Raw genomic sequence first — 19,581 nt, 5'->3', positions numbered from 1 at the left:
AGCTACTGCAGACGCCACTTCTGGTTCGTCGCGCCCGTGCAGCTCCAGATCTGGATTCTCGTCCCGTTCGCCGCGGAATTGTCCGTCACGTCGAGGCACTTGTCCGCCGCCGTGTTCACCACGTCGCCGGTGGAGGCGTTGTACGACCAGCGCTGGGCCGCCGTGCCGTTGCAGTCGTACAGCTGCACCTTCGTGCCGTCGGCGGTGGACGCCGAGGTGACGTCCAGGCACTTGCCGAGCGCCTGGACCGCGCCGTCGGCCCGCACCGTCCAGCGCTGGGCGGCGGAGCCGTTGCAGTCGTGGAGCTGGACGGCGGTGCCGTTCGCGGACGAACCGCCCGCCACGTCCAGGCACTTGCCCGCGAGCCCCACGAACGCCCCGGCCGCGTCCCCGCCCCCGGCCTGCGTGCCGGACCAGGTGAACGTCGCCGAGGTCTTGCCGGGCAGCGAGTACGTGGCGTGCTGCGCGCCCCAGCCGAGCGTCACCGTCTTCGCGGACGACGCGTCGTTGTACGCGATCAGCGCCTTCGAGCCGTCGGGGTTGCGCCAGGCCACGTTCGGCACGGACGAACTCGCCGTCGACGCGATCCGCTGGGCGCCCGGCCGGACGAACTTGGTGAGGTGGCCCATCGTGTAGTACTCGACGGTGTAGTCGACCTGCCCGCTCCGCCCGTCGCCGTTGTGGACGGTGATCAGCCCGGAGCAGGTGCCGCAGCCGCCGTTGTGCGGACCCCGGTTCTGGTCCACCGCCAGCGACCACTTGGTCACCGACTTCGCCCAGTTCCGCGTGTAGTTCACGATGTCCAGCATGTCCTCGCGCTGCTGGTTGGCGATCCAGGTGCCGCCCGAGTGCTCGGTACCGAAGGCGTCCAGGGACGGGTACTGGCTGTGCACGCTCGTCTGCTTGGCGACGTCACCGCCGTAACCGTGCCAGGCGACCCCGCCGAAGTTCGGGTGGGCGCGCACCGCCGCGTCGTCGACGGTCTGGGCGGCGTAGGCGTCGTACACGTCCCAGTTCCAGTCGTGCGCGAGCACCTTCGTCGACAGCCCCGCCGTCTGGAGTTTGGGCAGCAGCTCGCTCTTGGTGAAGTAGGCGAGCCCGGAGGCGTTCCAGCTCATCGACGGGTAACCGGCGCAGCAGGTCGGCTCGTTCTGCGCGGTGACGTAGGAGACGGGGATCCCCTGGTCGCGGTACGCCTGGAGGTACTTCACGAAGTACGAGGCGTAGGCGCCGTAGTTCTCCGCCTTGAGCCAGCCGCCGTTGAGCTGCCCGCTGTCCTTCATCCAGGCCGGCGCGGTCCACGGCGAGGCCATCACGGTCAGCGCCGGATTGAGCTGGCGCGCCTGCTTCGTCAGCGGCACCACATCGGCCAGGTCGTGTGCGATCGAGAACTCGGAGAGGTCGGCGTCGGTCTGCCCGGAGGGCATGTCGTCGTAGGTGTAGCCGTAGCGGGCGAGGTCCGAGCTTCCCATCGGGTTGCGCAAGAAGGACAGCCCGATGCCGTCCGCGGGGGAGAACAGCTTCCGCATGGTCGCGTCCCGGGTCGACTGTGTCAGCGCCCCGCTGCTGTTCATCAGCCAGGCCGCCGTGTCCGTGAAGGAGGCGCCCCCGCCGGTGAACGTCTGATAGCGGGTGTTCTCGTCCACGGTGATGTTCTCGCCGCTCCCGCCGCTGCCGGACTGGAAGGCGAACGGTGTTTGCGCCTGCAAGCCGCGGACGACATGGCGGCCACCGTCGTCGTCCGTGGTGGTGAGGTAGGCCGTGATCTGTTCGCCGGCCGCGTGCGCGGGCGCGGCGGCGACGGCGGTCAGGCCCGCCGTGGTGAGCAGTGCGGCGACGAACAGCCGGGCCGCCCGGCCGCCTCTCCTCGTGGAATGTGCGCGTTTCATGGTGCGCCGCCCTTCTGGGGTGGGGGAGTGGGGCGTGCGACCGGTGAGTAAATGACGGCTTCCGGCACCCGTCAAGAGGTTGCGTGTTCACAAGCCGAACCGACAACCACCCTGATTACGCCGGGAATTGACTGTGTACCGGTTCTGGCGTGAAGTCTTGACGGCTCGGCGGGACCCCAGTTAACTCACGCCGTGATCTAAGCCGTAAGAGGAACCTGATCGTCTCCGAGGAACGCGAGAGCCGAGAGGAAGCCCATGGGAAGGCTCGACCGGATGTCCGTGCGAAGAACCGCCCTGCTCGCCTGCGCCGCTCTGCTCACCGGTCTGCTCCCGCTCACCGCGGCGGGCGCGGCCGCGGGCGCCGACGAACCGGCCCCCGTGCCCGTCGACACCTTCGAGGGCGAGGTCCCGTTCGCGAATCCGCCCGCCGAGGGCATCTTCCCCTGGGGCGGCGACGCCGACGACCCGCCCCGGCTGGCCCTGACCGCCCGCGACGACGCCCCCCAGGGCGACAAGGTCCTCACCGGCGGCTACGACATCAGTGGATACGGCGGCTTCACCCACGACTTCGCCTTCGACCGCCCCGCCCACGACTGGTCCGCGCACCGGGGCATCCGCTTCTGGTGGGAGGGCGGGAACACCGCCAGGAAGATCAGCTTCGAGATCAAGGACGGCGGCGCCAACGGCGAGGCCTCCGAGCTGTGGACGACGTCCTTCACGGACGACTTCACCGGCTGGAAGCAGATCGAGATCCCCTTCACCGACTTCACCTATCGCACGGACTACCAGCCCGTCGGCGGCATCGACCAGGTCCTCGGCCTGACCGGCATGTGGGGGTACGCGCTCACACTGCCGACCGGTGTCAAGGGCGACTTCGCCCTGGACGGCGTCGAGCTGTACGGCAAGGGCGCCCAGTCCCTGCGGGCGAGCGTGGTCACCGACGCCGCCGTCCATCCGGTGAAGGAGGGCGGCACGGCCGCCGTGAAGATCTCCGTCGCCACCACCGGCTCCGTCCCCGTCGACGAGCCGGTCACCGTCGCCTACGAGACGGCCGGCGGCACCGCCGAGGCCGGCCGGGACTACACCCGGGTCCAGGGCGAACTCACCTTCCCCGCGGGCACCGCCTCCGGCACCTCGCGCACGGTGCGCATCCCCACGCTCAGGGACCGGTCCGCCGAGAGCGCCGAGAGCATTCCGCTCAGGCTCACGGTCACCGGAGCCAAGGCCCCCGCGGAGAACCCGCAGGTCGTCGTGGACGCCCACGGCCTGCCGTACCTGGACGCGAAGCTCCCGGTGAGGAAGCGGGTCGCCGACCTCGTGTCGCGGCTGTCCCTGGCGGAGAAGGCCGGTCAGATGACCCAGGCGGAGCGCGGCGCGCTCACCGCGCCGGGCGACATCGCCGCGTACGACCTCGGCTCACTGCTCTCCGGCGGCGGCTCGACCCCGACCCCGAACGTGCCCGAGGCGTGGTCGCGGATGATCGACTCCTTCCAGCTCCGGGCGCAGGCGACGCGGTTCCAGATCCCGCTGATCTACGGGGTGGACGCGGTGCACGGCCACAACAACCTCATCGGCTCGACCGTCATGCCGCACAACATCGGCATCGGTGCCACCCGTGATCCCCATCTCGCCCGGAGGACCGGCGAGGTGACCGCGGCCGAGGTGCGGGCCACCGGCATCCCGTGGGACTTCGCCCCCTGCCTGTGCGTGACGCGCGACGAGCGCTGGGGACGGTCCTACGAGTCCTTCGGGGAGGACCCGGCGCTCGTCCAGTCCATGGAGACGGTCATCCAGGGCCTCCAGGGGGCCCGCGACGGGAAGGACCTGAAGGACGACGACCGGGTGCTGGCGACCGCCAAGCACTTCGCCGGCGACGGCGGCACCGCGTACGGCTCGTCCACCACCGGCTCGTACACCATCGACCAGGGCGTCACGAAGGTCACCCGCCAGGAGCTGGAGGCGGTGCACCTCGCGCCGTTCCGGACCGCCGTGGACCGCGGCGTGGGCACGGTCATGCCGTCCTACTCCTCGCTCGACATCATCGGCGACGACGCGGGTCCGGTGAAGATGCACGCCGACGCGGAAATGATCAACGGGGTCCTGAAGGACCGCATGGGCTTCGACGGGTTCGTCATCAGCGACTGGGCGGCCATCGACCAGATCCCCGGCGACTACGCCTCCGACGTCCGCACCTCCGTCAACGCGGGTCTCGACATGATCATGGTCCCGTACGAGTACAAGAACTTCCGTACGACCCTGGTCGACGAGGTGAGGGCGGGCCGGATCAGTGAGCGGCGGGTCGACGACGCCGTCGCCCGCATCCTGACGCAGAAGTTCAGGCTCGGCCTCTTCGAGAAGCCGTACGCGGACACCAGCGGAGCGACGCGGATCGGTTCGGCCGCACACCGCGCCGTGGCCCGCCAGGCGGCGGCCGAGTCCCAGGTGCTGCTGAAGAACGCGGGCGGAGTGCTGCCCCTGAAGAAGTCCCAGAAGGTCTACGTCGCCGGTTCCAACGCCGACGACATCGGCAACCAGACCGGTGGCTGGACCATCACCTGGCAGGGCGCCTCCGGGAAGATCACGGACGGCACCACCGTCCTCCAGGGCCTGAGGAAGGCCGCTCCCGGGGCGACCGTCGACTACTCCGAGGACGCCTCGGCCCCGACCGGCGGGTACGACGTGGGTGTGGTCGTCGTCGGCGAGACCCCGTACGCCGAAGGGGTCGGTGACGTCGGCAACGGCAACGACCTGGAGCTGACCGCCGCCGACAAGGCGGCCGTCGACAAGGTGTGCGGCGCCATGAAGTGCGCGGTGCTGATCGTCTCCGGCCGCCCCCAGCTGATCGGCGACCGCCTCGGAGACATCGACGCCCTGGTGGCGTCCTGGCTGCCGGGCACGGAGGGCGACGGCGTGGCCGACGTCCTGTACGGGAAGCGGGCCTTCACCGGTCAGCTCCCCGTCACCTGGCCGAAGTCCGAGACCCAGCTGCCGATCAACGTCGGCGACTCCGCGTACGACCCGCAGTTCCCGTACGGCTGGGGTCTGACGACACTGACCAGGGTCCCGCAGGGTGGTGCGGCAGCCCTGAAGGTCCTGGCCCTCAAGGCCGCGGCGGCGGAGCGGACCGGCGCCGACGCGGTCGGACGCGCCGCCGTGACCAGAGCGCGGCTGCTGGTCCAGCAGGAGATCGGCACGGACATCACGGCCACGACGGCGAAGCCCTTCGCCGAAGCCGACCACCTCCTGCTGACCGGCCGCTACAAGGAAGCCGTCGCCAGGCTGACGGCGGCGTACAAGTCCGCCTGACCTCGACCGAAACGCCGGAGGGGCCGCCGTGCGGCCCCTCCGGCAGGTGCGCGGCGGAATCCACGGCGGAGCCCGCGAACGTGTGCGGGCCCGGGCACCGATGCCCGCTTTCGGGACCCGTCAGGTAGCTTCGAAGATATGAAGGCCGCACTGATCCGGGGCTTCCCCGGTCTGCTGATCGCGCTCGTCCTCGCCGCGCTGGCCGTCCTTGCGGCCGGAGCGCCCCCGGCCCGCGCGGCCACCGACGTCTCGACGATCGCGGCGGCACTGCGCGAGAGCCCGGTGTACGTGGACCCGGCCGCCTCCGGCCAGCTGTCCGAGGCGGACGCCGACGCCCTCGCCGCGAAGATCGAGAAGGCCGACAAGCCCGTCTTCGTGGCCGTGCTGCCCGCGGACTTCCCGACACAGGACCTCTTCCAGAACCTGCGCACCGCCACCGGCGTCACGGGTCTCTACGCGATCCGTCTTGGCGACCGGTTCGACGCGCGGGCCGACTCCTCGGTGCTGTCCCGCACGGCCGTGCGGAACCTCGTCACCAGCGTCCGGGACGAGGGCACCGCCACCCAGCTGAACGACTTCACGGACCGTGCCGTGGCCGCCATCGGCGGTTCGGCGCCCGGGAGCTGGGACTCGGGCGGCGGGGGCGGTGTCCCGGCCGGCGGGCTGATCACGGTCGGCGCGGTGGCCGTCGTCGGCGCAGGGGGCGCCTACACGCTGGTCCGGCGCAACCGGCGCCGCAAGGAGGAGGAGCAGCGGGCCGCGCTCGACCGGCTCCGGGTGGTCGTCGACGAGGACATCACCGCCTTCGGCGAGGAGCTGGACCGGCTCGACTTCCACCCGGCCGAGCCGGGCGCGGACGACGCGATGCGCGCGGACTACGAGCACGCCCTCGACGCCTACGAGCGGGCGAAGTCGGCGATGGCCGCGGCGCGGCGGCCGGAGGACGTGCGGCCGGTCACCGAGTCCCTCCAGGACGGCCGCTTCTCGCTCGCGGTGCTCGCCGCGCGCCGCGAGGGACGCCCGCTCCCGGAGCGCCGGGCACCCTGCTTCTTCGATCCGCGCCACGGGCCGTCGGTCGCCGACGCGCCCTGGACCCCGTCGGGCGGCGCGCCCCGCGAGGTGCCGGTCTGCGCGGCGGACCGGGCCCGCCTGGCCGACGGCGTCGATCCGGCGGTCCGCGAGGTCGAGACCGCGTACGGCCGCCGTCCGTACTGGGACGCAGGACCGGCCTACGGCCCCTGGGCCGGCGGCTACTTCGGCGGCGGCATCCTCCCGGGCCTGCTGATCGGCACGATGCTGGGCGGCGCGATGGCCACCCCGTCGTACGCGTCCGACTACGGCTCCGGCTACGGCGACTTCGGCGCCGGCGGTTACGACGGCGGCGACGTCTCGGGCTCCAACTTCGACCCCGGTGACTTCGGCGGCGGTTTCGGGGACGGCGGGGGCGGCGGCGACTTCGGCGGCGGTGGGGGAGGGGACTTCGGCGGCGGCGGCTTCTGAGGCCCCGGAACGGGTCCGCGGCCGGCCGGGCGGACCGGCGGCTGGGCCGCCCCGCCGGGCCGGCCACGGGTCGTCGCCCGTCCGGAGGGAGGCGGAGGTTCCCGGCGGTGACGACGGCCAGGCGGGAAGGAGCGCCCGCCCTCCGTGTACGGGGGAGTAACGGGGGCGGGCGCGTTCTGAGGTGAGCCTCGGGGCTCAGCCGGTCTTCCTGATCGCGGAGATGTCGAAGTTGAGCTTGATCCTGTCCGAGACCAGCACGCCGCCCGTCTCCAGGGCCGCGTTCCAGGTCAGGCCGAACTCGGAGCGCAGGATCTCCGACGTGCCCTCGAAGCCCACGCGCTCGTTGCCGAACGGGTCCTTCGCGGCGCCGTTGAACTCGAGGTCGATGCCGACCGGCCGGGTGGTGCCGAGGATCGACAGGTCACCGGTGATCCGGTAGTCGCCGCCGCCCAGGGACTCCACCGCGGTGGACCGGAAGGTCATCGCCGGGAACTCGTCGGTCTTGAAGAAGTCGGCGCTCCTCAGGTGTCCGTCGCGGTCGGCGGAGCCGGTGTTGACGCTGTCCATCCGGACGTCGAGGGACGCGGTGGACCGCGCCGGGTCGGACCCGTCCAGGTGCAGCGTTCCCTCGAAGTCCGTGAAGCTGCCCTTGACGTTCGTGACCATCGCGTGCCGGGCGACGAAGCCGATCGTCGAATGCCCGGGGTCGATCGTGTAGTCGCCGGTCAGCGCGGCCAGGTCGGCGGCGGGGGGCGCCGTGATCGTGGCGGTCCCGGCGGCCGGGGTCTCGGTGTTCCTGCGGCCGAAGATTCCCATGACGTGCTCCTTGCAGAACGGGTCGCGGTTTCGTCCGGAAGCCGCAACTACGGAGTCTGTTGAACTTTCAACCAGACCAACACGGGAGACCGTAGACCTATTCCGTTGGCTTTTCAACTTCATCCGCAGTGTGTTCATGGCGTTACGGCGCGTTTTGCCTCCGGCCGCCTAGCGACTTCCGCAGCTGTGACGGTCCGCCCTCTGGTGGACACGCGTAGACCTCGGGCACCATCTCCTTGCTCCACCTGCACAGCCGCCCCACAGCACCGGTCACCCGCAGGAAGGACACCCCATGAAGATCCGCTCCGCCCTGACCGCACTCGCTCTCGTCGTCGCCCCCGGCGTCGCCGTCGTCGGCACCGCCTCCGACGCCTTCGCCGTGACCAAGATCAGTCACGCCACCGCCACCTCGATGTTCCGCCAGGTCGGCATCACCTGGTCCTCGTCGGGCGGCTGCTCCGACCGGAACAACCCCACCTGCACGTCCTTCGAGCAGCTCAACCTCGCCACCGCGCAGGGCGCCCAGACCCTCAAGGGGGCCAGCGGCTGCGCGCTCAACATCACGGGCGGCACCGAGACGGGCCACGCGAGCGGCACGTACTCGCACTGGAACGGCTACAAGCTCGACTTCGCGAAGGCCACCTGCGTCACCAACTACGTGAAGAACAACTTCACCTACATCGGCCTGCGCGGCGACGGCGCCCCGCAGTACAGGTCCGGTTCCGGCAACGTCTACGCCGACGAGGGCAACCACTGGGACGTCCTGTACTACAACTGCGGCGGCTGTTAGCCCCAAAGCCCGGTTCCCGCCCAGGCGCGCACCCCGGTAACGCACCGCCTGGTTCCACTGCGGGGGGTGAGGTGGTAGACGGCATGAGCATGACTCCGACGCGACGCTCGTTCCTGCTCGCGGCCGCGCTCATGGCCACCGTCACCGCCACACCCCCCGCAGCCGCGGCCGACGACCCCTACGACACCCTCCGCCTGCGCTGGCTGTCCCTCGCCCTCGGCACCGGCTACGACCCGCGCGCCGAGCCCTACGCCTCCCGCCTCCGCGAGACCGGCGACCTCGCCCGCGCCCTGCGTGCGACCATGGCCCCGGCCCCGGCCTCGCTGTGGCCGGGCCACCCCTTCGACCCGCCCACCGGTATCACCCAGAGCTTCGGCAGGCTGTGGACGATGACCCAGGCCTACGTCCAGGAAGGCACCGGATCGACCGGTGACGACGCGCTCCTCGCGGACGTCCTGCGCGGCCTCGACCACGTCATGGCCACCGTCTACAACCCCTCGACCACCCGGTACGGCAACTGGTGGGAGTGGCAGATCGGCAGCCCCCGGCTCCTCATGGACATCGTCGCCGCCCTCCACGACCGGCTCAGCGGCGCCCAGCGGGCCGCCGCCTGCGCGGCCGTCGACCACTTCGTCCCGGACGCGATGCTCCGCGACTACGCGGGAACCTCGACCGGCGCCAACCGCGTCGACCTGTGCCGCTGTGTCGCCCTCCGGGGCATCCTCGGCCGGTCCCCCGAGAAGATCGCGCTCGCCCGGGACGCCCTCTCACCCGTCTTCCCGCACGTGACCCGCGGGGACGGGCTGTACGCCGACGGGTCGTTCGTCCAGCACACCTGGGTGGCCTACTCGGGGACCTACGGGCAGGTCATGCTCGACGGACTGGGCCGGCTCTTCGCGCTGCTCGCCGGATCCGCCTGGGAGGTGACCGACCCGGCCAGGCGGATCGTGCTGGACAGCGTCGAGCACGCGTACGCGCCGCTCATCCATGACGGGCTGGTGATGGACAGCGTCAACGGGCGGGCCATCAGCCGCGGCTACCTGAGGAGCGACGACCGCCACGTGATGCGGAGCGACCACTTCCACGGCCAGGGCCTGATCGCCGCGATCGCCCTGCTCGCGGTCGGCGCGGGCGAGGAGCAGCGGGAGCGCTGGCACGGACGGATCAAGGGCTGGATCGAACGGGACACCGTGTCGCCGGTCCTCACGGCTCCCCAGTTCGGCGTGGCCGACCTGGCGCGGCTGCACGCCGTCGCCGACTCCCCGGTGGCCGCCGCCCCCGAACCCGCGGGCCACCGGCTCTTCGCCGCCATGGACCGCGCCGTGCACCGCGGCCCCGGCTTCACCGCGAACCTCTCCATGGCCTCGGACCGCATCGCACACTACGAGTGCGGCAACGGCGAGAACCCGCGCGGCTGGCACACCGGCGCCGGAATGCTGCTGTGGTGGGCGGGCGACTCGGGCCAGTACACGGACTGGTACTGGCCGACCGTGGACTGGTACCGCCTCCCCGGCACCACCGTCTCCACCATCCCCCTCGCCGACCGGGAGGGCGGCGAGTGGGGCGCGGCACGGCCCGCCGCCACCTGGGTCGGCGGCACGACGGACGGGGAGTGCGCCGCCGTGGGACAGCACCTGAGAGGGCTCGGCTCCACGCTGGAGGCCCGCAAGTCGTGGTTCTGCGTGCCGGACGCGCTGATCTGTCTGGGCGCCGGCATCACCGCCGCCGACGGAGTCCCGGTCGAGACGGTGGTGGACAACCGGAACCTGGGGGAGAACGGGACGCAGAGGTTCACCGTCCGCGGCGGCTGGGCGCACCTGGAGGGCCACGGCGGATGGGTCTTCCCCGGCCCCGGCGGCACGGCGGCGCTGCGCACCCTGCGCGAGGACCGCACGGGCGCCTGGTCCGACATCAACACCACGAGTACGACCGAACGGCGCACCCGGCGCTGGCAGACCCTCTGGCTCGACCACGGCGCCGACCCCGTCGACGCGGCGTACGCGTACCTGCTGATGCCCGGCGCCTCCCGCCGCGCCGTCGCGGCCCGCGCCGCCGACCGGCGGTGGCTGTCCGTCCTCGCCAACGACGCCCGCTGCCAGGCCGTGCACGTGGGCTCCCTGGGGCTGACAGCCGCGAACTTCTGGGCGGCCGGTACGGCGGGCCCGCTGACCTCCTCGGCGGGCGCGAGCGTGCTGGTCCGCCGCCGGGGGCGCACCGCCACCCTCTGCGTGAGCGAGCCGCCGCGCACCGGCCGGGCCCTGGAGATCGTCTGGAACCGGCCGGTCCGCAGGGCCGTCACGGCGGATCCCGCGGTCGAGATCCTCGCGACAGGCCGCCGTCTGAGGCTGCGCGTCACTCCGGGGGAGGTATGTGCCACCCACGAATGTGAGGTGACTCTCAGCTGACGTCTTTGTGCGACCTCTACAAGCCGCAGGCCCTCTGAGCAGTCGGATTGCCTGCATCGGCCCGGGGTTCTGTTCAGTGGTACCAGGAAAACAGCCCGGAGACTGTACGGAGTCGACGGCTCGCATTCCTTGCCGGACTTCGTAAGGTCGCTACATGACCGTTTTGGACGAGGCTGGACCTGCCGGGAGCGAACCCGCTGACGCGCGCGGGCGCGTGGCCGAACTGCACGCGATCCGTGCGGAGGCGCTGCGGGGCCCCAGCGAGAAGGCGACGGAGGCGCAGCACGCCAAAGGCAAGCTGACCGCGCGGGAACGGATCGAGCTGCTGCTCGACCCCGGGTCGTTCCAGGAGGTCGAACAGCTGCGCAGGCACCGGGCGACCGGCTTCGGCCTGGAGAACCGGAAGCCGTACACGGACGGTGTCATCACCGGCTGGGGCACGGTGGAGGGCCGCACGGTCTTCGTCTACGCCCATGACTTCCGGATCTTCGGCGGCGCGCTGGGCGAGGCCCACGCCACCAAGATCCACAAGATCATGGACATGGCCATCGCGGCCGGGGCGCCCCTGGTGTCCCTGAACGACGGCGCGGGCGCCCGTATCCAGGAGGGCGTTTCCGCCCTGGCCGGCTACGGCGGCATCTTCCAGCGCAACACCAGGGCCTCCGGGGTCATCCCGCAGATCTCCGTCATGCTCGGCCCCTGCGCGGGCGGCGCGGCCTACAGCCCGGCGCTCACGGACTTCGTGTTCATGGTCCGCGAGACCTCGCAGATGTTCATCACCGGCCCGGACGTCGTCAAGGCGGTCACCGGCGAGGAGATCACGCAGAACGGCCTGGGCGGCGCGGACGTGCACGCCGAGACCTCCGGCGTGTGCCACTTCGCCTACGACGACGAGGAGACGTGCCTCGCCGAGGTGCGCTACCTGCTGTCGATGCTCCCGCAGAACAACCGGGAGAACCCGCCGACGACCGCCTCCGAGGACCCGGCCGAGCGCCGCTCCGACGTCCTCCTCGACCTGGTCCCGGCGGACGGCAACCGTCCGTACGACATGACCAAGGTCATCGAGGAACTCGTCGACGACGGCGACTACCTGGAGATCCACGAGCGCTGGGCCCGCAACATCATCTGCGCGCTGGCCCGGCTCGACGGCCGCGTCGTCGGCATCGTCGCCAACCAGCCGCAGAGCCTCGCCGGCGTCCTGGACATCGAGGCCTCGGAGAAGGCCGCGCGCTTCGTCCAGATGTGCGACGCCTTCAACATCCCGATCATCACGCTGCTGGACGTCCCCGGCTTCCTCCCGGGCGTCGACCAGGAGCACGGCGGGATCATCCGGCACGGCGCGAAGCTGCTGTACGCCTACTGCAACGCCACCGTGCCGCGGATCTCGCTGATCCTGCGCAAGGCCTACGGAGGCGCGTACATCGTCATGGACTCCCAGTCCATCGGTGCCGACCTCACCTACGCCTGGCCGACGAACGAGATCGCCGTGATGGGCGCCGAAGGTGCCGCCAACGTCATCTTCCGGCGCCAGATCGCGGAGGCCGAGGACCCCGAGGCCATGCGGGCCCGCATGGTCAAGGAGTACAAGTCCGAGCTCATGCACCCGTACTACGCGGCCGAGCGCGGCCTGGTGGACGACGTCATCGACCCGGCCGAGACCCGCGAGGTGCTCATCCGCTCGCTGGCGATGCTCCACAACAAGCACGCCGACCTGCCCTCCCGCAAGCACGGCAACCCGCCGCAGTAACCCTGCGGACCCTCCGCGGTACCCCCGCGGAAACCTCTCTCACGGAGACTGAGACCTATGAGTACCCCTGACATCCGCGTCGAGAAGGGCCACGCCGAGCCCGAGGAAGTCGCCGCTCTGACGGCGATCCTCCTGGCCCGTGCCGCCGCCGCCCCCACCGCCGCTCCGCTCCACCGCGGCCGCGGAAGGGCCGGCTGGCGCCGTCTGGAGCGCGAGCCCGGCTTCCGCGCCCCGCACAGCTGGCGTTAGCCGCCGCTCCGAGCACACCGAAGGGGCCCGTTCCGCACGGAACGGGCCCCTTCGCCGCACCCGCTGCCGATCCGGCCACGACAAAGGGGCGCCCTCTCCGCCGGAGAGGGCGCCCCTTTGTCCGCGGTGCGGCCGCGCCTAGCGCAGGCGGGCCATCAGAGCGTGTTCCACGAGCGTGATGAGCGCCGACTTGGCGTCGGCGCGATGCCGGGCGTCCGTCGTGATGATCGGGGTGTCGGGGCCGATCTGGAGCGCTTCCCGGACCTCGTCGGGACCGTACGGCTGGTTGCCGTCGAAGCCGTTGAGGGCGATGACGAACGGCAGGCCGCTGTTCTCGAAGTAGTCCACAGCCGGGAAGCAGTCGGCGAGCCTCCGGGTGTCCACGAGAACCACGGCACCGATGGCGCCGCGGACCAGGTCGTCCCACATGAACCAGAACCGGTCCTGGCCGGGGGTGCCGAACAGGTACAGGATCAGGTCCTGGTCCAGGGTGATACGGCCGAAGTCCATGGCGACGGTCGTCGTCGTCTTGTCTCCGGTGTGGGTGAGGTCGTCGATGCCCGCGGAAGCGGACGTCATGACGGCCTCGGTGCGCAGCGGGTTGATCTCCGAGACGGCGCCGACGAACGTGGTCTTGCCCACGCCGAAGCCGCCCGCCACCACGATCTTCGCGGACGTGGTGGAGCGGGAAGGCCCTCCGCTAGAGCTTGCGAAGTCCACTGAGCACCCTTTCGAGCAAAGTCACGTCTGGCTGTCCGCCGGCGTTCTCGTCGCCGCCGGGCTGATGGATGGCGACCAGGCCCGCCTCCGCCAAGTCGGCGACGAGAATCCTGGCCACGCCGAGGGGGATCGTCAGCAGCGCCGAGACTTCGGCCACCGACTTGATTTCTCGGCAGAGATTGCAGATCCGCTGATGCTCGGGCAACTGGCCCTGCATCTGGTGCGGCTGAGCGGTGGTGTGCACCAGCGCCTCGATGGCGAGCTGGTAGCGGGGCCTGGTACGGCCGCCCGTCATCGCGTACGGACGTACCAGCGGGTTCGACGCCGCGGGCGCCGGTTCGGGGGCGCGCCGCTGCGGCTGCACGGGCTGGATGCGCGGTGCCGGCGGCTGGTCGTACGGCGAGGGACCGGGGCCCTGGGGGCCCTGGGGCGCGTACGGCTGACGCCGGTGGCTCGGCGCGGAGGGGAAGTTGTACCGGTTCGGGTTCTGGGAACCGTCACCCTGACCCTGCCCCTGGCCGGGGCCGTAGGACCAGTTGCCCGAAGACGAACCGCCTGGGGGTGTTGCCACTTTCTCCTCCTCCGACTGTGCCGGGCACCCATCAATGTGGAGCCGCGTCCCGAAACCTTATGGCCTCGGGACGGCAAAACGCACGGTCTGTCTGCTAGTTGAGAAGGCTCCCCTGGAGCTCCGCACGAAGATCAGGGGTCAGAACCGTACCCGCACGGTCCACCAAAAGCGCCATCTCGTACCCGATGAGACCGATGTCCGCTTCGGGATGTGCGAGGACCGCGAGCGACGAACCGTCGGAAATGGACATCAGGAAGAGGAATCCCCGCTCCATCTCCACAACTGTCTGGTTCACACTGCCGCCCTCGAAGATGCGGGAGGCTCCCGCGGTCAACGAGGTCAGTCCGGACGCGACGGCGGCCAGCTGGTCGGCGCGGTCACGCGGAAAGCCTTCGGACATCGCCAGAAGGAGTCCGTCGGCGGAGACCACCACCGTGTGCGACACCCCGGGGGTGTTGTCCACGAAGTTGGTGATCAACCAGTTCAGGTTCTGTGCCGCCTGGCTCATCGGGCTCACACTAACGCTCCTGGTTGTAGGTGCTGTCAGGCCCACTGCGGTGATCCCCAGTGGCCTGGCCGTTCGTGTCACTGCCTGCATTGCGTCCCCGCTCGACGCCCCGGCGCAGGTTGCTCAGCCTGCCCCGGACGTCCTCGGGGGCGCGGGAGACCTGAGGGCCGCCCTGCGGGGTCGATTCCGCGGTCCCCTCGACCAGGTTGGCCTTGGGTACCCGCCGGGGCAGACCGGAGGACGTGACTCCGCCCGCCTTGGGCTTGCGGAGCTGTTCGGCGCGCTGCCACCGGTCGTCGTTCGACGAGCGCCAGTCGTCCTTGTTCTGCGCGGCCGCGGACGGATCCTGGGTCTCGCGCTGCTGGCCCTCGTCTCCGTTCGCGGTGGATCCGCGGCGGGGAAGCCCGGCGTCGGTCAGCGCGTGGACGGCGGAGGGACCCGGTCCCGGACGCTCGAAGCCTACGCGGTCCCGCTCTGCGTCAGCGGCCTGCGGCGATTCCGTTTCCGGAGCGTACTCAGACCGATACCCGCCCTGGTAGGCATCCTGCTGCGGCCAGTCGTCCTGGTGGGACTGCTCCTGGAAGGCGGAGAAGGTCGGCGACGCGGCCCCGCGGGCAGGGGGCCGCTCCTCCTGCGCGGGCTCCTGGTACGCGGGTTCCGGATAGCCGCCGTTCGACGGGAAGTACGTCTCGTCGTACGCGGACTGCTGCGGTCCCTCGTACGCCGTCTGCTGCTCGTACGTCGTCTGCTGGTCCTCGTACGTGCCCTGCCCGTTGTCGTACCCGGGTTGGTTGTCGTACGAAGGCTGCCCGGTGTCGTACGGGTGCTGCTGGGCGTCGAAGCCGTCCTGGTACCGGGGACCCTCGATGGCCTCCTGGCCCTGTGCCTGGGCCTCCAGGGCCGCGCGGCGCTCCTCGCGCATCAGCGAGCGGCCGACGGGGTCCAGCTCGCGGATGTCGTCCGGGACCTCGGTGTAGCGGCTGTCGTCGAAGCCGAGCTCGGCGGCCGTCCGCATCGGCTGGCCCTGGAAGGCCTCACCCTGGAACGTCGGCTGCTGCTGCTCCGGGATGATCTGGGAGACGGTGAACTCGTCGCGCTGGAGCTGGTGGTCGCCACCGCCACCGTGGGTGATCGCGTCCGGGAGCATGACGAGCGAGGTGGTGCCGGCCTGCTCGCCCGAGGGGCGCAGCTGGACACGGATGCCGTGCCGGTCCGACAGCCGGCCGACCACGAACAGGCCCATGCGCTGGGAGATCGCCACGTCCACGGTCGGCGGGTTGGCCAGCTTGTGGTTGATGTCGGCGAAGTCCTCGGCGGTGAGGCCGATGCCCTTGTCGTGGATCTCGACCATGATGCGTCCGTCGGGCAGCCGGGTCGCGGTGACGCGGACCTTGGTCTGCGGCGAGGAGAACGTCGTGGCGTTCTCCAGCAGCTCGGCCAGCAGGTGCACGAGGTCGGTCACGGCGCGGCCGTGGATCTCGGCCTCCGGGACACCGGAGAGCTCGACGCGCTCGTACTGCTCCACCTCGGAGGAGGCGGCGCGCAGCACGTCGACGAGCGGAACCGGCTGGTCCCAGCGGCGGCCCGGCTCCTCGCCGGCGAGGACCAGGAGGTTCTCGCCGTTGCGGCGCATACGGGTCGCGAGGTGGTCCAGGCGGAAGAGGTTCTCCAGCTGGTCCGGGTCGGCCTCGTTGTTCTCCAGGTCGGTGATCAGGGTCAGCTGGCCCTCGATCAGGGACTGGTTGCGGCGCGACAGGTTGGTGAAGATCGCGTTGATGTTGCCCCGCAGGAGGGCCTGCTCGGCGGCGAGCCGGACGGCCTCACGGTGGACCTGGTCGAAGGCGCGGGCGACTTCGCCGATCTCGTCCGTGGTGGTGATCGGGATGGGCGTGACGCGGGTGTCGACGCGGCCGGGATCGGTGCGGGACAGCTGGTCGACCAGCATCGGCAGGCGCTGCTCGGCGACGGTGAAGGCGGCGTTGCGCAGCTGGCGCATGGCGCGGCTCATCTGGCGGGCCACCATGCCGGCCAGGACGAACGCGGCGAGCAGGGCGAGGACGACGGCCGCACCGGTGATGAAGGTGGACCGCTTGGCGTCGTCGGCGATACCGGCGGCCTCGGTCACGGCCTTGTCGGCGAGGTCGGACTCGATGGTGCGGTAGGCGTCGAACTTGGCGGTGTTGACCGCCCACCAGTTCTGCGTGGTGGTGCCCTTGGCGGCGAGCGCCGCACGCTCGCTGGGGTCCGTGGACTGCAGGGACGCGAGCGCGGAGACCATGGCGTTGGGCTCGGACGGCGGCGGTACGTAGGTCTCGCCCTTGGCCTGGGCGGCCGCGGCGGCCTCCTTGGCCTGGTTCTCACCGTCGGCCTGGAGCTTCTTCCTGGCCGTCTCGAGCTTGGCGGCGTCGGCCGCGGTGCCACCGCCGATGTACTCCTCGACGGCGATGCCCTCGAGGTAGGCGTACGAGGAGAGGGCGACGCGCTGGCTGGTCAGGCTGCCGGTGCCGGGGCCCGGCTTGACCAGCAGGTGCGTACCGATGGACCGCTGCAGGGAGAGGGCCGCCTTGGTGAGCGAGATCGCGTAGACGGTCCGGCCGTAGCTGGTGATGTTTCCGGTGCCGAGGCCGAGCTCGTTGGCGAACTCCATGAGCGGGTGCTGGATCGCGACGTAGCCCTCTTCGGTCTTCACGCCGGAGAGCTTGTTCGTGTACGCGGCCTTGCGCAGCGTGATCAGGCCTGGCTCGACCTTGCGGAACAGGGTGAGGCGGCGTTCGAGGCCGGCCTTGGCCGGCATGTTGCGGGCGGCCTCGTCGAAGGCGTCGGCGGCCTTGTCGGTGGCGGCACGGGCCCTGCGGACGGTCGCGTTCTTCTCCCCGGCGCCGCTCAGCAGCGGGGCCGCGGTGATGTCGCGTTCCTCGATGAGCTGGTTGGCGTAGGTCAGGGAGGCCCGCACGAGGCGTGCGGTCTTCTCCGCGTCCTCGGCCTCCTGCCAGGTGTCGATCGAACCCTTCACCTGGAAGCCGCCCATGACCAGGCCGACCAGCACGGGTATGAGCAGGATCGCGTTCAGCCGGGCCGGTACACGCCAGTTGCGCGGGGAGAAACGACCGCCGCTCGGGGCGGGCGCCGCCATCGGCTCCGGGTCGGACACTTGTGCGGGCGCCGCTCCGCGCGGCGGCGGGGTGAAGTTGCCCCGTGCCGACGGCTCGGGACCGTTCGTGCTTCGCCTCACTCGACCAACAACCTCTCGGCGTCGGCACCTACGTTGTGCCGCGGTGTCTCCAGCGCCCTTGTCTACTGGGCAGTTCAGGCATTCCAGCACGTCAGGCGGCGCTCTTCCAAACACTTGGAACCAGGGATTCCGAGTGATGTATGTCCTAGATAAAACGGTCATAAAGAGCGAGCCCCGCCAAAAGGCGGGGCACTCATCAGCACAGCGACACCAAGCGACCGCGACGCGTGGCGGTCTGACCGGATATCTCTGTCGAAACGTTATGAACACTGAGGCCGGCCGTGTCGAAGGACACAGCCGGCTACAGCCAATCTACGACAACTGCCGTATGGCGCTCCCGAATTCGGCGAGGTGTTCCCGGGTGCCTACCGGAGGCGGGCCATGAGCGCGTGCTCGACCAGGGTGATCAGCGCACTCTTCGCGTCGGCGCGGTGCCGGGCGTCCGTCGTGATGATCGGGGCGTCCGGACCGATCTGGAGCGCCTCGCGCACCTCTTCGGGCGAGTACGGCTGGTGCCCGTCGAAGCCGTTGAGAGCGATGACGAACGGCAGACCCGAGTTCTCGAAGTAGTCGACCGCGGGGAAGCAGTCGGCGAGCCTGCGGGTGTCCACCAGGACCACGGCACCGATGGCGCCGCGGACCAGGTCGTCCCACATGAACCAGAACCGGTCCTGGCCGGGGGTGCCGAACAGGTACAGGATCAGGTCCTGGTCCAGGGTGATACGGCCGAAGTCCATGGCCACCGTGGTGGTGGTCTTGTCCCCGGTGTGGGTGAGGTCGTCGATGCCCGCCGAGGCGGACGTCATGACGGCCTCGGTGCGCAGCGGGTTGATCTCCGAGACGGCGCCGACGAACGTGGTCTTGCCCACGCCGAAGCCGCCTGCCACCACGATCTTCGCGGAGGTGGTAGTCCGGCCTCCGTCAGAGCTTGCGAAGTCCACTGAGCACCCTTTCGAGCAGTGTCACGTCCGGTGCACCGCCGTTGTTCTCGTCGCCGCCCGGCTGGTGGATGGCGACGAGTCCGGCCTCGGCGAGGTCCGCGACAAGAATCCTGGCCACACCCAGAGGCATGGACAGCAGGGCCGATACTTCGGCCACCGACTTCACCTCTCGGCAGAGGTGGCATATTCGCTGGTGCTCGGGGAGCAGCCCCATCAGCTGCGCCGGGTCCGCCGTGGTGCTGATCAGCGCCTCGATGGCGAGCTGGTAGCGCGGCCGGGTCCGGCCGCCGGTCATCGCATAGGGACGTACCAGCGGCTGGTCGCCCTCGTCCCCGTACGGCTCTGCGTACGGATCATGAGAGGCGGTGGGCGGGGTCATGAATCCTCCGGGCGGGACAGCAAGTCGGTCAGTCGTGCCGTCGGGAAGGGCCGGTGGGGGGATTGTGTCGGCCGGACGGTGATTGCGTGAGTTCGCTGGAACCAGGGCCGTCAGTGGAGCAGACTTCCCTGTAGTTCGGCACGCAGGTCGGGCGTGAGCACGGCGCCCGCGCGGTCGACGAGCAGTGCCATCTCGTAGCCGACGAGGCCGATGTCGCACTCGGGGTGGGAGAGGACCGCCAGCGACGATCCGTCCGAGACGGACATCAGGAAGAGGAAGCCGCGCTCCATCTCCACGACGGTCTGGGCCACCGTGCCGCCCTCGAAGATCCGGGAGGCCCCGGCCGTGAGCGAGGTGAGCCCGGACGCGACCGCCGCGAGCTGGTCGGCGCGATCGCGCGGGAAGCCTTCGGACATGGCCAGAAGGAGTCCGTCGGCGGACACGACGACGGTGTGGGACACCCCTGGGGTGTTGTCCACGAAGTTGGTGATCAACCAGTTCAGATTCTGTGCCGCCTGGCTCATCGGG

The 19,581-nt window shown here is 70.6% G+C and carries 15 protein-coding genes; 6 read left to right on the top strand and 9 right to left on the bottom strand.

Translation table 11 applies throughout. The features are described 5' to 3' along the window. Positions 1 to 2 precede the first annotated feature (2 nt). Positions 3 to 1,889 (bottom strand): ricin-type beta-trefoil lectin domain protein, encoded by a 1,887-nt coding sequence (locus AC069T_RS09670; RefSeq protein ID WP_478782200.1) that lies wholly within the window; start codon positions 1,887 to 1,889, stop codon positions 3 to 5. A gap of 279 nt (positions 1,890 to 2,168) precedes the next feature. Here AC069T_RS09670 and AC069T_RS09665 point away from each other — a divergent pair, with 279 nt between their 5' ends. After that, positions 2,169 to 5,195 (top strand): glycoside hydrolase family 3 protein, encoded by a 3,027-nt coding sequence (locus AC069T_RS09665; protein ID WP_478782275.1) that lies wholly within the window; start codon positions 2,169 to 2,171, stop codon positions 5,193 to 5,195. Positions 5,196 to 5,333: 138 nt separating this feature from the next. Continuing rightward, a complete protein-coding gene (locus AC069T_RS09660; RefSeq protein ID WP_478782199.1) occupies positions 5,334 to 6,695 on the top strand; it encodes a hypothetical protein in 1,362 nt (453 codons plus the stop codon). 195 nt (positions 6,696 to 6,890) lie between these two features. Here the strand turns inward: AC069T_RS09660 and AC069T_RS09655 are convergent, their stop codons facing one another. Beyond that, complete coding sequence (locus AC069T_RS09655) at positions 6,891 to 7,511, bottom strand: YceI family protein (protein WP_478782198.1); 621 nt, start codon at positions 7,509 to 7,511, stop codon at positions 6,891 to 6,893. 292 nt (positions 7,512 to 7,803) lie between these two features. Between AC069T_RS09655 and AC069T_RS09650 the strand changes: the two genes are divergently transcribed. The 4 genes from AC069T_RS09650 (at position 7,804) to AC069T_RS09635 (ending at position 12,702) form a co-directional block, all read left to right on the top strand. Further along, positions 7,804 to 8,301, top strand: coding sequence for a hypothetical protein (locus AC069T_RS09650; protein ID WP_478782197.1), 498 nt, complete (start codon positions 7,804 to 7,806; stop codon positions 8,299 to 8,301). Positions 8,302 to 8,384: 83 nt separating this feature from the next. Beyond that, positions 8,385 to 10,706, top strand: a complete 2,322-nt coding sequence (locus AC069T_RS09645; protein ID WP_478782196.1) for a polysaccharide lyase 8 family protein — start codon at positions 8,385 to 8,387, stop codon at positions 10,704 to 10,706. A 154-nt stretch (positions 10,707 to 10,860) separates the two neighbouring features. Next, on the top strand, positions 10,861 to 12,453 hold the full coding sequence (locus AC069T_RS09640; RefSeq protein ID WP_478782195.1) for an acyl-CoA carboxylase subunit beta: 1,593 nt from the start codon (positions 10,861 to 10,863) through the stop codon (positions 12,451 to 12,453). A gap of 57 nt (positions 12,454 to 12,510) precedes the next feature. Continuing rightward, the gene (locus AC069T_RS09635; RefSeq protein WP_478782194.1) at positions 12,511 to 12,702 is read left to right on the top strand and encodes an acyl-CoA carboxylase epsilon subunit; all 192 of its coding nucleotides are present in this window, start codon (positions 12,511 to 12,513) and stop codon (positions 12,700 to 12,702) included. Between the two features lie 138 nt (positions 12,703 to 12,840). Here the strand turns inward: AC069T_RS09635 and AC069T_RS09630 are convergent, their stop codons facing one another. The 7 genes from AC069T_RS09630 to AC069T_RS09600 form a co-directional block, all read right to left on the bottom strand. Further along, positions 12,841 to 13,422 carry a GTP-binding protein gene (locus AC069T_RS09630; RefSeq protein ID WP_471500765.1) on the bottom strand — a complete coding sequence of 194 codons (582 nt, stop codon included), beginning with the start codon at positions 13,420 to 13,422 and terminating at the stop codon, positions 12,841 to 12,843. Further along, entirely contained in the window at positions 13,403 to 13,993 is a 591-nt protein-coding gene (locus AC069T_RS09625; protein WP_358855760.1) for a DUF742 domain-containing protein, read from the bottom strand. Before AC069T_RS09625 ends, AC069T_RS09630 begins: the two co-directional genes overlap by 20 nt. A gap of 94 nt (positions 13,994 to 14,087) precedes the next feature. Further along, positions 14,088 to 14,501, bottom strand: coding sequence for a roadblock/LC7 domain-containing protein (locus AC069T_RS09620; RefSeq protein ID WP_030948713.1), 414 nt, complete (start codon positions 14,499 to 14,501; stop codon positions 14,088 to 14,090). A gap of 10 nt (positions 14,502 to 14,511) precedes the next feature. Next, the gene (locus AC069T_RS09615; protein WP_478782193.1) at positions 14,512 to 17,733 is read right to left on the bottom strand and encodes a nitrate- and nitrite sensing domain-containing protein; all 3,222 of its coding nucleotides are present in this window, start codon (positions 17,731 to 17,733) and stop codon (positions 14,512 to 14,514) included. 365 nt (positions 17,734 to 18,098) lie between these two features. Beyond that, positions 18,099 to 18,674, bottom strand: coding sequence for a GTP-binding protein (locus AC069T_RS09610; protein ID WP_358855758.1), 576 nt, complete (start codon positions 18,672 to 18,674; stop codon positions 18,099 to 18,101). Then, positions 18,655 to 19,053: a DUF742 domain-containing protein gene (locus tag AC069T_RS09605; RefSeq protein ID WP_059131717.1), complete on the bottom strand. Its 399-nt coding sequence runs from the start codon at positions 19,051 to 19,053 to the stop codon at positions 18,655 to 18,657. The genes AC069T_RS09610 and AC069T_RS09605 overlap by 20 nt, the downstream gene beginning before the upstream one ends. A gap of 110 nt (positions 19,054 to 19,163) precedes the next feature. Then, positions 19,164 to 19,577: a roadblock/LC7 domain-containing protein gene (locus tag AC069T_RS09600; protein WP_010984127.1), complete on the bottom strand. Its 414-nt coding sequence runs from the start codon at positions 19,575 to 19,577 to the stop codon at positions 19,164 to 19,166. Positions 19,578 to 19,581: the final 4 nt, after the last annotated feature.

The organism is Streptomyces sp. NPDC043867 (assembly GCF_056435845.1).
Note: the sequence above shows the minus strand (reverse complement) of the source record. Positions and strands in the feature narration are given on the sequence as shown.

What these genes read in the sequence shown, in the direction of transcription:
- AC069T_RS09635 (WP_478782194.1), top strand. Translation starts at nt 12,511, where the DNA reads ATGAGTACCCCTGACATCCGCGTCGAGAAGGGCCACGCCGAGCCCGAG.
- AC069T_RS09645 (WP_478782196.1), top strand. Translation starts at nt 8,385, where the DNA reads ATGAGCATGACTCCGACGCGACGCTCGTTCCTGCTCGCGGCCGCGCTC.
- AC069T_RS09670 (WP_478782200.1), bottom strand. Translation starts at nt 1,889, where the DNA reads ATGAAACGCGCACATTCCACGAGGAGAGGCGGCCGGGCGGCCCGGCTG.
- AC069T_RS09600 (WP_010984127.1), bottom strand. Translation starts at nt 19,577, where the DNA reads ATGAGCCAGGCGGCACAGAATCTGAACTGGTTGATCACCAACTTCGTG.
- AC069T_RS09650 (WP_478782197.1), top strand. Translation starts at nt 7,804, where the DNA reads ATGAAGATCCGCTCCGCCCTGACCGCACTCGCTCTCGTCGTCGCCCCC.
- AC069T_RS09640 (WP_478782195.1), top strand. Translation starts at nt 10,861, where the DNA reads ATGACCGTTTTGGACGAGGCTGGACCTGCCGGGAGCGAACCCGCTGAC.
- AC069T_RS09605 (WP_059131717.1), bottom strand. Translation starts at nt 19,053, where the DNA reads ATGACCCCGCCCACCGCCTCTCATGATCCGTACGCAGAGCCGTACGGG.
- AC069T_RS09655 (WP_478782198.1), bottom strand. Translation starts at nt 7,511, where the DNA reads ATGGGAATCTTCGGCCGCAGGAACACCGAGACCCCGGCCGCCGGGACC.
- AC069T_RS09620 (WP_030948713.1), bottom strand. Translation starts at nt 14,501, where the DNA reads ATGAGCCAGGCGGCACAGAACCTGAACTGGTTGATCACCAACTTCGTG.
- AC069T_RS09660 (WP_478782199.1), top strand. Translation starts at nt 5,334, where the DNA reads ATGAAGGCCGCACTGATCCGGGGCTTCCCCGGTCTGCTGATCGCGCTC.